The 15,241-nt window shown below is 43.1% G+C and carries 11 protein-coding genes; 9 read left to right on the top strand and 2 right to left on the bottom strand.

Annotated elements, in window-relative coordinates:
- The first annotated feature begins 2 nt into the window (after positions 1-2).
- The 4 genes from Q0895_RS11880 to Q0895_RS11865 all read left to right on the top strand — a co-directional run bounded on the left by Q0895_RS11880 (position 3) and on the right by Q0895_RS11865 (position 5,259).
- Complete coding sequence (locus Q0895_RS11880) at positions 3-746, top strand: 16S rRNA (uracil(1498)-N(3))-methyltransferase (RefSeq protein WP_299189188.1); 744 nt, start codon at positions 3-5, stop codon at positions 744-746.
- A 197-nt stretch (positions 747-943) separates the two neighbouring features.
- Positions 944-2,074, top strand: coding sequence for a Fe(3+) ABC transporter substrate-binding protein (locus Q0895_RS11875; RefSeq protein ID WP_299189186.1), 1,131 nt, complete (start codon positions 944-946; stop codon positions 2,072-2,074).
- A 59-nt stretch (positions 2,075-2,133) separates the two neighbouring features.
- Positions 2,134-3,804: an iron ABC transporter permease gene (locus Q0895_RS11870; RefSeq protein WP_299189227.1), complete on the top strand. Its 1,671-nt coding sequence runs from the start codon at positions 2,134-2,136 to the stop codon at positions 3,802-3,804.
- Between the two features lie 150 nt (positions 3,805-3,954).
- Complete coding sequence (locus tag Q0895_RS11865) at positions 3,955-5,259, top strand: ABC transporter ATP-binding protein (protein WP_299189184.1); 1,305 nt, start codon at positions 3,955-3,957, stop codon at positions 5,257-5,259.
- A 103-nt stretch (positions 5,260-5,362) separates the two neighbouring features.
- On the opposite strand, the gene Q0895_RS11860 is transcribed toward Q0895_RS11865, so the two are convergent.
- On the bottom strand, positions 5,363-6,205 hold the full coding sequence (locus tag Q0895_RS11860) for a methyltransferase domain-containing protein (RefSeq protein ID WP_299189182.1): 843 nt from the start codon (positions 6,203-6,205) through the stop codon (positions 5,363-5,365).
- A gap of 68 nt (positions 6,206-6,273) precedes the next feature.
- On the bottom strand, positions 6,274-6,549 hold the full coding sequence (locus Q0895_RS11855; protein WP_058369115.1) for a hypothetical protein: 276 nt from the start codon (positions 6,547-6,549) through the stop codon (positions 6,274-6,276).
- Between the two features lie 348 nt (positions 6,550-6,897).
- On the opposite strand from Q0895_RS11855, the gene Q0895_RS11850 reads away from it, so the two are divergent.
- From Q0895_RS11850 to Q0895_RS11830, 5 genes are all read left to right on the top strand, one after another.
- Positions 6,898-8,640, top strand: a complete 1,743-nt coding sequence (locus Q0895_RS11850; protein ID WP_299189179.1) for an alpha/beta fold hydrolase — start codon at positions 6,898-6,900, stop codon at positions 8,638-8,640.
- A 382-nt stretch (positions 8,641-9,022) separates the two neighbouring features.
- On the top strand, positions 9,023-11,788 hold the full coding sequence (gyrA, locus tag Q0895_RS11845; RefSeq protein ID WP_299189177.1) for a DNA gyrase subunit A: 2,766 nt from the start codon (positions 9,023-9,025) through the stop codon (positions 11,786-11,788).
- Positions 11,789-11,953: 165 nt separating this feature from the next.
- A complete protein-coding gene (gene rarD, locus Q0895_RS11840; RefSeq protein WP_299189175.1) occupies positions 11,954-13,024 on the top strand; it encodes an EamA family transporter RarD in 1,071 nt (356 codons plus the stop codon).
- 252 nt (positions 13,025-13,276) lie between these two features.
- Positions 13,277-14,347, top strand: a complete 1,071-nt coding sequence (gene rarD, locus Q0895_RS11835; protein ID WP_299189173.1) for an EamA family transporter RarD — start codon at positions 13,277-13,279, stop codon at positions 14,345-14,347.
- Positions 14,348-14,503: 156 nt separating this feature from the next.
- Positions 14,504-15,172 carry a glutathione S-transferase gene (locus tag Q0895_RS11830; RefSeq protein ID WP_299189171.1) on the top strand — a complete coding sequence of 223 codons (669 nt, stop codon included), beginning with the start codon at positions 14,504-14,506 and terminating at the stop codon, positions 15,170-15,172.
- Positions 15,173-15,241: the final 69 nt, after the last annotated feature.

Below are 15,241 nucleotides of genomic sequence, written 5' to 3'. Positions count from 1 at the left end.
CTATGAATTGTATTTTGTTGCCTGCATCTGATATTGCACCGCCTTATGCACAGATTAACTCGCCTGTACAAATCGAACACATCAATAAGGTATTAAAGCTACAAGTTGGTGCGACGCTCAAAATCGGTCAGCTTGGTGGCAATCTTGGTACAGCAGTTATTGACGATATGTCACCTAGTAACATACAGCTACGTGAGGTACAGCTCGATACTCCGTCGCCAGCCAAATTAGAGGTTACTGTGATTTTGGCATTGCCACGGCCTAAAGTACTACGGCGCTTGATCATGGACATGACCGCATTGGGTGTTTGTCATATTATTCTGATTAATAGTTACCGTACCCAAAAGAGCTATTGGCAAAGTCCGCTACTGATGCGGCTTGATGAATTTGTATTAGAAGGTCTGCAGCAAGGGGTCGATACGATAGCGCCGCGCATTTCTTTACAAAAACGTTTTAAACCGTTCGTCGAAGATCAGCTGCCCAGTCTGATTACTCATGACGCTATAATCGCTCATCCTTATAGCGATCTGGCCTTTTCGCAATATCTACAACAACTGCCTGTAGAGTCTATATCTTTTGCAAGAGTTCAGCGGCCAGATGTGGTTTGCATCGGAGCTGAAGGGGGCTGGGTTGATTATGAGATTGAACTGCTATGTAAGCAGGGATGCAAAGCAGTAAATATAGGCCCTCGAATCTTACGCACAGAAGCTGCTGTAAACGTGATTTTGGGTCAATGGCTAATATAAAATGAATAGAATAAAACTCTCTATAAACTGTACTTTTTGGGGGCAAAACCAGTCGAAATAATGTATTGATAATTAATCTCATTTCTATTAGTATATTGTTTCTGGTTTTTATCATTGTTTTAGCAGTATAAACGCCTACCTAATTGCTTATCATCTAAACTATCTCATTTATCTTTTATACTATTATGGAGAAGACCATGTCATCGAACGCGGTTGCTGAACGTCTGTCGCTAACTCGCCCTGTTAAGGCTACCTTATCTGTTGCTGTCTTTGGCATGATGATGGGTCTAGTGGGTTGTAATAACGCATCTACTCCAGCTGAAGACGCAGAGACGCAAACGCCGACCACTGAAGAGGCCAGTAATGATAGTACCGTGGCGACTGCAGGTGATGATCAAGTGGTGACGATTTATTCGTCACGTAACGAGCAGCTTATTAAGCCATTGTTAGATAAATATACCGAAGAGACAGGCGTAAAAATCGAGCTGGTTACTGATAAGACAGGTCCATTAATGGCACGCTTGCAAGCTGAAGGTCAGAACACACCAGCCGACATGTTATTGACAGTCGATGCTGGGAACTTATGGCAAGCTGCGCAGCAAGGGTTATTGCAGCCAGTGGCTTCTACGGTACTTGAAAGCAATGTTCCTGCTAAATACCGAGATCCAAAAGGTCAGTGGACAGGTCTGTCGCTGCGTGCACGCACGATATTTTATGATCCAAGCAAAGTCAGTGCTGATGAGTTATCAACGTATGCAGATTTGGCTGATCCAAAGTGGAAAGGTAAACTGTGCTTGCGTACCTCTAAAAAGGTCTATAACCAATCGCTTGTCGCTAGTATGATGGAGCATTTGGGCGAAGAAAAGACAGAAGAGATTATTCGTGGCTGGGTAGATAATCTAGCGACTGACGTATTTAGTGATGATACCAGCATGTTAGAAGCTATCGCTGCGGGTCAATGTGAAGTCGGTATTGCTAATAGTTATTACTATGGCCGTATACTTGATGAAAAGCCTGACTTCCCTGTTGAGATATTTTGGGCAAACCAAGGTACAACAGGTACGCATGTAAACATCTCTGGCGCTGGCGTGACCGCCAACTCAGATAATCCAGATGGTGCGCTTAAACTAATAGAGTGGTTGTCTTCTGATGAAGCTCAAGGTATTTATGCCAGCTCTGACAAAGAGTATCCTGTAAAAGAAGGCGTTGATGAGTCAGACATGCTCAGATCTTGGGGTACGTTCAAACAAGATGATATCAATGTGCAAAAATTTGGCGAACTACAAACACAAGCAATCCAGATGATGGATAAAGCGGGTTATAAATAATCTGTTACTGGGTAGTTTGGTTTATACATGTCTGACAGGGTAATATCTATATTATGACAATGACAAAAGCGTCTGCTAGTGAAGACAGTACTGTCAAAGATAGCCCTGCCAGTGACACTCGTGTTGTTCGTCAAGAGCGTATAGTCGGTAAGCGCATTATTTCAAAATCAGTCTTAGGGCTGATTTCGTCGTTTATGCTCATCCCAATTTTAATTGTCCTTTTTGCATGGACGCAGCCAGTTGCGGACATCTGGTCGCACATGACAGATTATGTGCTACCGCAAGTCCTCAAAAATACGGCCATCTTATTGCTTATGGTGACCGTGATTGCTGGTAGTATTGGTACGGCATTGGCGTGGTTAACGAGTATGTACCGCTTCCCAGGACAGCGGTTTTTTTCGTGGGCGCTAATGTTGCCATTAGCCATGCCCGCTTATGTGCTAGCGTTTGTGACAGTGGGAATGGTTGATTTTAGTGGGCCGTTACAGACGGGACTACGTGATTTGGGCATCAGCACAGCGATACCTTCGGTACGTAATGTTTGGGGTGCTGGGCTAATATTGTCACTGGCGTTTTATCCTTATGTATATCTGCTGGCAAGACAAGCGTTTTTATCTCAAGGTCGGCGTGCGATAGAAGCAGGTCAGATGCTGGGACTTAGTCGTAGTCGAGTATTATTTCGCTTGGCTCTACCGCAAGCTTTGCCTTGGATCATCGGTGGGTTATTGTTAGCGACGATGGAGACTTTGGCAGATTTTGGTGCCGTCTCGGTATTTAATGTCGATACCTTTACCACTGCTATTTATAAAGCATGGTTTGGATTTTTTAGTCTAACCACGGCAGCACAATTAGCCGCTTTATTGATCGGCGTGGTATTTATTGTGGTATTGTTTGAGCAGTATTGGCAAGCAAGGCGTGGCAATGCAGTCACCCAAGGGAGCAATCGCCGTCTTGAGGCCAGTACACCTGCAAAGCTTACAATGACGCTACTGTGTACACTCGTATTTTCAATTGCCTTTCTCATACCATTTTTACAACTGTTCTATTGGACAGCGACGAATTTTCGTCAAGATTTTGATGCACGTTATATTGATTTTGTCATCAATAGTTTGATGATTGCTAGTATGACGACGCTACTTATTGCTTTTCTTGCGATTATCATTGCGTGGATTAAGCGTCAATATTCTGACAAAACAACGAAGCTGATGATTACTTTAGCCAATTTGGGTTATGTCGTACCAGGCACCGTATTAGCCGTAGGGATTTTTATTCCGATTGCTTGGTTTGATAATCAGCTGATCGCTATCGGAATTACCTCAAAGCAAGTGCTATCAGGAAGTGTTATTGTCATGCTACTTGCGCTCTCAACCCGCTTTATGACGGTCAGCTTCCAACCTATCGATCGTCAGCTACAGCGTTTAACGGTCAATCAAGAAGCGGCTGCAAAGCTACTCAGTGACAGTCCTTTACAGCGTTGGCGTCAGGTAGTATTGCCAATACTCAAACCAGGCATGTTGACCGCTTTGTTGATGGGTTTTGTGGAAGTCATGAAAGAGATGCCGATTACCCTTATGACACGGCGTCAAGGCTGGGATACGCTGGCAGTACGCGTGTTTGAAATGACTAGTGAGGGGATGTGGGCAAGGGCTGCGTTACCAAGCTTACTTATCGTACTTGTCGGACTGATTCCAGTATGGATATTGCTACGTCAAAGTGACAAAAATAGCTAGCGTGGCCATACTCTTTAAATCTGCTATATCGTCATTTTGATTTAATGTACTATGTATTGTAGCGTACTATATATAGCTATATTCAATTAACATTCATCATTGCTTTTGTCGTATCACTTATTTTATCTCTAGCGCTCATTGGTAACATCTATGCATACCGACCTGATCAAAGACTCAGCAGACCGAACAGATCAATCCAGACCAAAACCTACGGGCAAAAAAGTCATGCCTACCAATATTAGGCAAGCCTCTACCTGTGCAGTTATTATGCCGCAGTCCAAGCAGCATGAATCGATAAAGACGCAAGATAAGCCTTATCTTGATGTTAAAGGTTTAGTCGTCGGTTATGATGATACCACTGTCGTTGATAAGATGTCTCTAACGCTGCAGCAAGGGGAGATTGGTTGCTTTTTGGGCTATAGTGGCTGCGGTAAAACCACAGCGTTACGTGCCATCGCTGGGCTAGAGCCTACGCGCCAAGGCTTTATTAGCTTAAATGGTCAGCGTCTAACAGAACAGACAGCACGCACATCTTTTGCCGTTGCGCCAGCTAAGCGCGGTATGGGGATGGTGTTTCAAGACTATGCATTATTTGGACATCTAAGTGTGGCAAAAAACATTGCTTTTGGTCTAAACAGTTGGTCAGCCGCTGACAAAAAAGCACGCGTGACTGAGATGTTAAATTTGGTTGAATTAACTGAGCATGCCAACAAGCGTCCAAGTGAGCTTTCAGGCGGTCAGCAGCAGAGAGTTGCTTTAGCCCGCGCCTTAGCGCCCAAGCCTCAATTGTTGTTACTTGATGAGCCATTTTCTAATCTTGATGTAGTGCTGCGCGAATCACTGGCGATGAATGTACGTGATATTCTTAAGCGTACCAACACCACAGCGATACTGGTGACTCATGATCAAAACGAAGCCTTTGCGATTGCAGACAAAGTAGGGGTGATGCATAGAGGTAAGCTGGTACAGTGGGCCACGCCAAGTGAGCTATACCATGAGCCAATCAGTCCATTCGTTGCTGAGTTCGTTGGTGAAGGAGCGATGATAGATGGAATCATCAAAGAGGGGCACGTAGAGACCGCGCTTGGTGATATCTATCGACGTATGGAAGTCTATGATGAATTGGGACAACCGCAGTACTGCGAATATGATTATCCTAATGGTACTCCGATCAAAGTACTGGTGCGTCCTGACGACATTATTCATGATGATGACAGTACGCAGACGGCATTAGTAATCGGACGTGTGTTTCGCGGTGCCAACTATTTATATCGTTTGCAACTTGATGATGGACAGACGGTTTTGTCCTTAGTCGCAAGCCATCACAATCATGAGATTGGATCACATATTGGCATACTACCGTTGTTAGAACATGTGGTCGTGTTTGATGAAAAAGAGATTAACGCCACTACTTGGTCAGAATATGATAGATCAACTAGAGCCGAAGAGACATAGTTATAGACACAAGGCTATAAAAACAAAGCCATAATTGTTACTAATCAATATTACGATTAATTCATATTTTCAATATGATAAGAAAGCTGCGAGAAGACGGCTATTACAGCTCAGTTTTTTGAGTTGCCATTATATGCAAATAACGACCAAGCCATTTATAAGGCTCTTGTTGTGAGTAGCGTAGTTCCATTCTAATGACTGCCTCAGGGTCGTTATGTCCGCCACGCTTTAATGGTGCATAGTCATGAAATACGCGCAGACCACTCTCTAATACGATTTGATACTCATGTTGTTGTAACCATGACTCAACTTCTTGCTTGGCAACGGGATAATTGGGGGTCAGACTTTTGTTATTGTCCGCTTGATAATCAGCTTTATCAAGCAAATTAAAATTACCCATGATCAAGTTTCGATAGTCAAAGCTTGCTGGATTATAAAAACATAATGACAAGATGCCATCAGTCGCAAGCTGCTTGTCAAAGAAGTCCATCACCGCTCTTGGGTCTGCGAGCCATTCAAGTAGCGCATGACATAGTATTACATCAAATTTATCCGCAGAATTTGTCGCTAGTTTAGCTTCAAGTGCCTGATAGGGGCAGACATACCACGTTATATCGAGGTTTTTACCAGTCTGTTCTGCATTTGCTTTAGCTTTGTCGATCATGTTAGCAGATATGTCATTGATGACGACTGTATGACCCTGAATAGCAAGTTCTGTTGCAATCTGGGCAAGCCCAGCGCCTACATCTAAAATACGCAACGCTCGTCCCAGCTTTTGACTCAGCTGTTTGACATAACCAAAGATGTCACGGCGTAAGACAGCCAGACGGATATCACCCTTTAAACCACCATACACCTTTTTTTCAAAATGATCGGCAATCGCATCGAAGCTGCGGTCGGTACGTTCATCGTTTAGTGCTGTCAATTGGTTGTCATCATTTATCATTACTTTTGAGTCTGCTATTTATGGTTGTAGAAGGTGATGTTTTATGGATGTAGCAATTGTCATTGGCTTTATCGTCGTCTATTAATAACCCATTTGAATACCAGTTTTGCTAAGGTGATAATGACAAACACCACGACAATAAACACCCAAATACCATTGCCTTGTAAGTTGTCTTGGTAGGCTTGTGCTAAGTAACCAGATAACACCATCGCAATCAGTAGTGAGCCCCAGCGCACAAAGGGTAGCGCGCGATAATGATGGTTTGGAAAGCTGACAGCGTAGTCACTAGAAAAACTGTACAGTATCATAGCCAAAATCCAGACAATAACAAGGATGATATCCATAACGATAAATGCCTATTTTATAGGGATTAATAAGAAAGATTATAACAAGGACTTATAATATAAGAGGGTAGTGTAACGAGTAGAAATTTTTTGTCTACCATAACCTTAATTTTCATGTCATCAGCGTCAAATTTTGGTCTGAGTGTATGCATCAGATATGGGCAATTAACAAGTAATTGTGTGACAGCAGATTACATGGTTTTCGGTAGCTTTTCGTCACCGTTTACGGTATAAACAATAGAGTATAAGAGATAACAATAGTTATGTTATCTCTATATAAAGTAGGTTTTGGTCAACTGCCAAGGACGTCTGACAATTTTCGCTTTATCACTGCTAAGGATAGCAATTATGTCTAAACTTGAATCCAACCTTAATAAAGATAGCAAGATCGCTCCAGTCACTTCTATGGGTGTTCAGCAAACAAACTCTATTAGTAACCCAACAAAATCATGCAAACCAACTATGGTGCGATGTGTGCTATCAGTCGCTGTAGCAAGTAGCTTACTACTGATGGCCGGCTGCGGAGACGATGACACCACGGTCACTACTGAGTATATTACATCCGTCCAGACTGTTAACGAATTTAATAAAGCTCAGATAAATGGTGGCTTTGGTCTGGAGGGCACTGCAACACCTGCTGCAAAGTGTGACATCAAAATAGAAAAAGTCAGCTATCCGACAGTGGGAGCTGCAGGCGAGCGTACCAATGCAACAGCGGCGCTAATGTTGCCAAGTGGTGATAGTGCCGACTGTCAAGGTGATCGACCTATATTGCTCTATGCTCATGGCACCACTACTGAAAAATCCTACGATTTTAGTCAAGTAGGTAATCCGCAAAATCCAGCAGGATCAGAGGCAACCCTTATAGCCGCGAATTTTGCGGCGCAAGGTTATATCGTGGTCGCGCCCAACTATGCTGGATATGATGACTCTGAGCTTGATTATCATCCTTACCTAGTGGCAGATCAACAGTCGACTGATATGGTAGATGCCTTAGATAATGCGCGTGTGATAATCAAAAAGCAGCAGCGCAGCAATGATACTAAGTACACTAATATCGACGACTCTGGTGAACTGTTTATTAGCGGATATTCACAAGGTGGCTATGTGGCCATGGCCGCAGCAAGGTTATTGGAGCAACAAGGCAAACCTGTGACAGCGATAGCGCCATCGTCCGGACCTTATGCTTTGGCGGCTTTTGGCGACGCTATATTCTCAGGCAATGTCAATATTGGCGCGACTCGGTTTGCACCGCTATTGGCAACAGGCCTGCAAAAAAAGTATAAAAACATCTATCGAAATAGCACAGATATCTTTACGACAAATTATTCTAATACTCAGCTACCAAACTTGTTGAGCTTTGGAGAGCTGGTCGCGGCTAACAAGCTGCCAGATAACGCATTGTTTGAGGATAATCCCCAAAACAACCCTACACTTGATATGTTACCGCCACCGACTGTCCCTTTTGCGTTCTTGGGATTTGCGGATGATAACTATCTTATCAAAACGGATTTTCGCACCACTTATGTAGCTGATGCGCTACAAAATCCTGATAGTCTGCTTGCTGGAACGGGTGCGCTTCCAGCAGACAGTCCACAAAACAACTTACGTAAAGCCCTAAAAGCTAATGATCTACGTGGTTATATTCCCAAAATACCAACGCTAATATGCGGTGGTAATCAAGATCCAACCGTATACTATGACCTAAATACAGGCTCTATGTCGGCGATACTGCAACAAGCGAGTATGAGTCCAGCTGCCAGTCTAAACATTACTGTATTAGATGTGGACGCAACCAATGATGATGATCGTGATCAAAACACAGTGACATCGATCGGCAGTGCTGCTATGAGCAACGCTTGGATGAATACAGATACAATCGATAATATCCAAAATAGATTTGCCACGACTTTGACGGCAGTTCAGAATCAGGCTATTGCAGATGCGCAGTCAGCAGGAGTCACCGACCCAGAGTTGCTAACACAAGCAGCAAGCGCTGCGGTACTTGCCAGCTATCATGGCGGATTAGCTAGCGCCTCTTGTACTCAAGCTGCGCGTGAGTTCTTTGAGCAAAACTTTAGACAATCATAATAGGACGCACGTAATAGATTTGTTCACACGTAGACGATGAATAAACGATGATAAAAAACGCATAAAAACTGCATCTACTTAGGTGTGGTTTTTTTGTTTTATCGTTAAAAAACAAATACTGTTATGAACGCTCAAACGTCATTTTTACTAGATTTTAATGACCGTGAAATGCCCCTAAATCAGCAAATTTGTGCTAAAATAGCTTCTTTTATTAAACCTTAAAACTATCACTGTTTTCTTACTGTTTTACACGCTTGATGATGCTTTTTATAGTTTGTTTATCGTTAATATTGATGCTTTTATGCGCCTTTATTTTTGTATGATTATGAGCGTCTTCAACTGAGTCAAATGCTAGAAAAAGAATGTGAGTGAAGGAGTGTATATGAGCGACTCGATCAGTCCTATTGCCATCGTGGATGAATTAAAGCAATCCTATTTGGATTATGCGATGAGCGTGATCGTCTCGCGCGCGCTGCCTGATGTGCGTGATGGGTTCAAACCAGTACACCGCCGCGTGATGTATGCCATGCACGTACTGTCTAATGATTATAATAAGCCTTATAAGAAGTCAGCGCGTGTGGTCGGCGACGTCATTGGTAAATATCACCCACACGGTGATAGTGCGGTTTATGATGCGATTGTACGTATGGCGCAGGACTTTAGCTTGCGTTATCCGATGGTTGATGGTCAAGGTAACTTTGGTTCGATCGATGATGATCCTCCGGCTGCCATGCGTTATACCGAAGTACGTATGACCAAGCTTACCCATCAGATGCTTGCCGATTTAGATAAGGACACAGTTGATTGGGAAGATAACTACGATGGCTCTGAGCGCATGCCAAGTGTCTTGCCTGCGCGCATTCCTAATTTGCTCGTTAATGGTGCGACAGGTATCGCAGTCGGCATGGCAACCAACATGGCACCGCACAATTTAACCGAAGTCATCAATGCATGCTTGGCTTATGCAGAGAACCCGCAAGTCTCAGCTGAAGAGTTGATGACGCATATATCAGGTCCTGACTTCCCTACAGGTGGTATCATCTACGGCCGCGCAGGTATTTTAGATGCTTATCGTACGGGTAAAGGCCGTCTACATGTGCGCGGTCGTTATATCATTGAGCCAATGAGCGATACTGGTGTCAACCGTGACCGTGAACGTATCGTCTTCACTGAAGTTCCTTATCAGACCAATAAAGCAAAACTCATTGAACGTATTGCAGAGCTTGTCCGTGACAAAAAAATCGAGGGCATCACTGAGATACGAGATGAGTCTGATAAAGAAGGTATGCGTATCGCCATTGATTTGCGCCGCGGTGAGACTGCTGAGGTTATCGTAAATAACCTATTTCTCCAAACACCACTGGAAACAAGCTTTAGTATCAACATGGTGGCGCTGGATAATGGTCAGCCAAAATTACTGACACTGCGTCAGTTGATTGCTGCTTTTGTGCGCCACCGTCAAGAAGTAGTGACACGCCGTACGATTTATGAGCTAAACAAAGCTCGCGTACGTGGACACCTGCTCGAAGGTCTAACCGTTGCACTCGCGAACATTGATGAGATCATTGCTGCGATTAAAGCGTCTGCAAACCGTGGTATGGCACGTGAGAGCTTACTCAATAATACGTGGGGCTCAGGTAGTGTCGTTGCAATGCTAACAGCTGCTGGTAGTCAGTCAGTACGGCCAGAATTCATTGAGGGTGAAGATCCAAAAGCGCCGTTTGGTTTAATCGAAGGGCAGAGACAAGGTGAGCAGCATTATCGTTTATCGCTTGAACAGGTCAATGCAATTTTAGACATGCAGTTGCATCGTTTGACAGGTCTTGAGCAGGACAAACTGACCGAAGAATATCAAGATCTGTTACGTGAGATTGCTCACTTAGAGTCTATCCTTGGCGACTTTGATAAGCTGATGGCCATCATCTCTAATGAGCTGATTGAAATCCGTGATAATTTTGGTGATGAGCGCCGTACCGATATTATTGATTCACGTACTGACTTTAACCGTGAAGATCTCATTCCTGAACAGACCGTCGTCATGACTGTGTCACGCACGGGCTACGCTAAGACTCAGCCGATTGATGATTATGTCGCGCAAAAACGTGGCGGCAAAGGTAAGTCTGCAACCGCGATGAAAGAAGATGATGTGATTGATCATTTAGTCGTGACCTCGACGCATGCAACAGTACTGTGCTTTACTGATACTGGACGTGTCTTTAGTTTACGCGGTTTTGAAGTACCTATTGCTAGTCGCGGCTCTCGTGGTCGTCCTCTGGTTAATCTGATCGGTCTAAATGGTGATGAAACGGTGACGACTATTTTACCAATACCGCAGACCACGTCCGAGGTAACTGGCCATTTTGTATTCTTTGCCACAGCCAATGGCACAGTGAAGCGGGTAGAGCTTGAGCAGTTTGCCAACATTCGCTCTAATGGTCTGATTGCGATTGGTTTAGATGACGGTGACAAATTAGTAAGCGCGCGCATTACCAATGGTAGCCAAGATGTCATGCTGTTTGCTTCAAGTGGTAAAGCCATCCGTTTTGATGAAAACGATGCACGCTCAATGGGCCGTACAGCAAAAGGTGTTCGCGGTATGCGTCTCGCTGATGATGAATTTATCAAGTCATTAGTTGTCATTGAAGATGATGTGCGTGAGATCCTGATTGCTTGTGAAAATGGCTTTGGTAAGCGTACCTTTATTGATGAATTTAATACGCAAAATCGTGGCGGCGGTGGTGTTATCGCCATCAAGACCAGTCAACGTAATGGCGCTTTAGTACGTGCCACAAAGGTTGAACCTGAAGATGATATCATTCTAATCTCAGACAAAGGTACGCTTGTACGGACGCCAGTAGAACATGTTGCAAGTGCGGGCCGTAATACTCAAGGTGTGACCCTTATTCGGTTATCTAAAGATGAAAAACTGGTAGCAATGGCACGCGTTGAGCACGAAGACAATGACAATGAGCTAATTGATGCAATGAAACAAGACGGAACGTTTGAGTCAGAAGAGCAAGTGAATACAGGTAGTACAACTGACGATACAGCGAATACTGACATAAGCGAGTCTATTGATATTGCAAATGATCATACATTGGATGATAGTACAGCAAATGATAGCAATGACGTTATCGATGAAGAGTAAGCGGAACGAATGGATGTCTAGTTGAATAGCTTTTTAGTTTAGTTCTTTGTAACTTTTCTACAAAAAAGCCTCTGACGTTATCGTTGGGGGCTTTTGTTTGTTTTTATATATTTTGAGTTTTTTATCAATCATGCCCATAAAGTTTTATTTTTTAAGGCTACTGTTATGCTCACGACCAACCAAACTTTTCAGGGAACCGTTGCATCGGTAACATCAAGTTTTTTGTTTGCGTTTATGTTCTTGTTTGGGTTATTTATGATGCCCTTATCAGGTACACAAGTAGCGTCATGGCGTGTGCTAATGATGCTATTGAGTCTGGTATTATTGGTCAGTTTTACCAAGCAGTGGCAGCATGTCTTTGATTATTTAAAAACGCTAAAAACTCCTAAAGATTGGTTGTTATTTATACTACCAACACCAATACTCGGTGGACAGATTTGGCTATTTATGTGGGGACCTGTCAACGGTTATGGTCTTGATGTGACTTTGGGTTATTTTCTATTGCCACTCATCATGATAGTAATTGGGCGCTTTTTTTATCATGAACGTATGAGTATCCTACAATGGGTGGCAGCGCTATGTGCAGCGATGGGGGTTGGTTATGATATATTTCAATACGGGTCGATATCATGGGTAACCTTGTTTGCATGTTTGGGTTATCCGCCATATTATCTACTACGGCGCAAACTGGCAGTACCGCCCGTCACCGGCTTGTTGTCTGATCTCGCCTTATTGACGCCTGTGGTATTAATCATGCTTTATGTCAGCGGTGGTTTTAGCGTTGCGTTACAGACCAGTAAATTTTGGTATTTGTTACCGTTGCTTGGCGCTTTTAGTGCTCTTGCAATGTCGCTCTCCATGGTTGCTAGTAGTAAACTGCCTGTCTCATTGTTTGGCGCGCTAAGCTATCTTGAGCCTATGCTACTGTTTGTATTTTCTATTACAATATTGGGTCAAAGTCTTCATGAGGGCGGCTCTTTATTTATGTATGGTATGATTACTTTGGCACTAGTTTTCATGATTATGGAAAGTAGCTTGGGTTACGTAACGCGGCGCCGTGACAATCGACTCCATGGCTATAATGAGCCACAAGTGGGCGGCTTTCCTCCGCGTCGCCGTCTGATAGATCGCCGTATAGATGGTGTGCTAAAGGCCCATCGTTTTCGCAGAATTAGAAAGTATCAAAGCAAAATAGATAAAATGCAGCGAAAAATAGAGCAGCTAGATGCAAAGTAAGCAGTTCTCAAGAATCAGAATTGACGGGTCAGTTGAGCAGATATATTGCTTATATGACTTGATTTTGACATAATATCGTCATGACGTAAGCAAGATAAATTCAAAGTATTTATCAAAGCATGTATCTTGGTATGGTACGACAATAGTACTGTACGATAATCTTATAAACAAAAGCCTCCGACGTAGACGTCGGAGGCTTTTGTTTTTTTTTAAAACTGCCAAGGAAGCGCTCTAATTTTTAAGGCTGTTATTATGTTCCCTACCAACCAAACGTCGCAGGGCACGATCATCGCGGTAGCTGCAAATTTTTTATACTCGTTATTGTTTTTGTTTGGCTTAATTATGCAGCCGCTATCAGGCACGCAGGTTGCCTCGTGGCGTGTGATTATGATGTTGTTTAGTTTAGTGCTACTGGTCAGTGTATTAAAGCAATGGCAACATATTTTTGATTATCTAAAGACGCTAAAAACAGCGAAAGAGTGGTTTTTATTTATTGTTCCTACGCCTATTTTAGGTGCACAAATTTGGATATTTATGTGGGCACCAGTGAACGATCTTGGTTTAGAGGTGACTTTAGGCTACTTTTTATATCCTATGATTATGATCATAGTTGGTCGGTTTTTTTATCATGAAAGCATGAGCCTGCTGCAGTGGGTTGCGATACTTTTTGCAGGAGCAGGTATTGCTTATGATGTTTTTCAATACGGTGCAATATCTTGGGCGACATTATTCGTCTGTTTGGGGTATCCGCCTTATTATTTGCTACGCCGAAAAATGGCTGTGCCGCCTATTACAGGTCTTATCTCTGATCTTGTCTTGCTATTACCCATCGTCTTGGTCACATTGTATATGAGTGGCGGTTTTGAGTTGGCCATATCCACCAACAAGCTATGGTATTTTTTGCCGCTATTGGGTGTGATTAGTACTGCGGCTATGTCATTGACTATGGTGGCCAGTCAAAAATTGCCCGTCTCATTATTTGGGACATTATGCTACCTTGAGCCCATATTTTTATTTATATTTTCGGTCACTATCTTGCATCAAAGCGTTGAGGAGGGTGGCTCGTTATTTATGTACGGCATGATCTTTGTTGCATTATTGATTATGATTATGGATAGTGGACTTGGTTATTTAGCACGCCGCCGTGACAATCGCCTACATGGTTACAACGAACCACAAGTTGGCAGTTTTCCACCACGTCGCCGTCTAAAGAATCGCCGTATCAAAGGTGTCTTAGCTGCGCATCGGTTTCGTAAGATTAGACGTTATCAATCCAAAATGAATAAGATCTCGCATAAAATTGATCAGCTATATTCAAGATAGTCCACAAAGATACGAGGCACAAAACTGACCACATAGCCATTGCATTTGACTGTCATTGGATGATCTGACTGTATTAAAGCATGGCTAAGTGCGCTATCATCAATAGCATCAACAAGTTACTTTGCTTAATTTACCACTTATCATTAGGATGAATCCATGTTACATCTGCATCATTTAGAGAACTCACGCTCGTTTCGTATTATATGGCTTTTAGAAGAGTTAAACGCAGACTATCAGCTGACCTGTTATGAGCGTACCAACGCTTATCGGGCACCTGATAGCCTAAAGAAAATTCATCCCCTCGGTCATACTCCTATCTTGGAGGTGAACGGGCGTGCGTTGGTCGAGTCAGGGTTCATCATTGAGTATTTACTCAAGCATTATGATAAAGAACAGCAGTTTAAGCCTACTGATGATAATGAAGAGGCATGGGAATCTTTTACCTTTTGGCTACACTTTGCCGAAGCATCAATAATGCCGCTATTGGTCATGCGTTTGGTGTTTACTAAAGTGGTCGAAAAATCGCCAATGCTTATCAAGCCTGTGAGTAAAAGCATTCGTAAGCAAGTCGAAAATAATATGATCAATGATAGTCTGACAACGATGCTAAACATGATGGAGCAGCAACTACAGCACAATCATTGGTTTGCAGGCGAAGCCTTTAGTGCTGCAGACATTCAAATGCATCTTGTGGTCGTCGCTACCAATGCAGGAAGTGGACTCGACAAAGTAAAATATGCCAACATACTAAATTGGTTAAAGCGCTGTGAAGCTCGTGCAGCTTTCAAGCAAGCTGAAGTCAAAGGTGGCCGTGTCCAGTTTTAGGACCACTAAATATATTAGTGCGCTCACAGACGCTATATATTTGTATGTTGATTGTGTTTAAGACATGTT

It is taken from the genome of uncultured Psychrobacter sp. (assembly GCF_947495825.1).
GTDB lineage: Bacteria > Pseudomonadota > Gammaproteobacteria > Pseudomonadales > Moraxellaceae > Psychrobacter.
This window is presented reverse-complemented; position numbering and strand designations above follow the sequence as displayed.